Consider the following 390-nt stretch of genomic DNA (forward strand, 5'->3'; position numbering starts at 1 on the left):
GCCGCTTATGCAAAACTGTTTGCGTCGGAGATGGGATTCCGCGTCTGCAACCAGGCGATCCAGATCCACGGCGGGTCCGGTTATATGCGCGAGTACGGTGTGGAGCGCCATCTTCGCGACATTAAACTGATGGAAATCGGCGAAGGCACATCCGAAATCCAGCGGCTTGTTATTGCCAGAAAGCTTGGCTGCTAGGATAGAAGATTGGAAGACTTGCGTCGCACAAGTTTGCATTCGAATGGAAAGGAGCGTTGCCATTTGTTTAAAAAAATTCTGATTGCCAACAGGGGAGAGATTGCGCGGCGGGTAATCCGTACGTGTAAAAAGCTCGGTGTAAAATCTGTCGCGGTGTATTCCGAGGCGGATGCGGGGGCTCTTTTTGTCCGCGAG

General features: G+C 52.3%; 2 protein-coding genes. Both read left to right on the forward strand.

Annotated elements, in window-relative coordinates; all coding sequences use genetic code 11:
* On the forward strand, nt 1-195 hold a 195-nt coding region (locus ACLWS4_RS37740; RefSeq protein WP_416876534.1), incomplete at its 5' end, for an acyl-CoA dehydrogenase family protein.
* Nucleotides 196-213: 18 nt separating this feature from the next.
* Nucleotides 214-390 (forward strand): biotin carboxylase N-terminal domain-containing protein (locus tag ACLWS4_RS37745; RefSeq protein ID WP_416876535.1); only part of this gene is annotated, 177 nt, incomplete at its 3' end.

This window comes from Kitasatospora sp. SC0581 (assembly GCF_048159585.1).
Lineage (GTDB): Bacteria > Actinomycetota > Actinomycetes > Streptomycetales > Streptomycetaceae > Kitasatospora.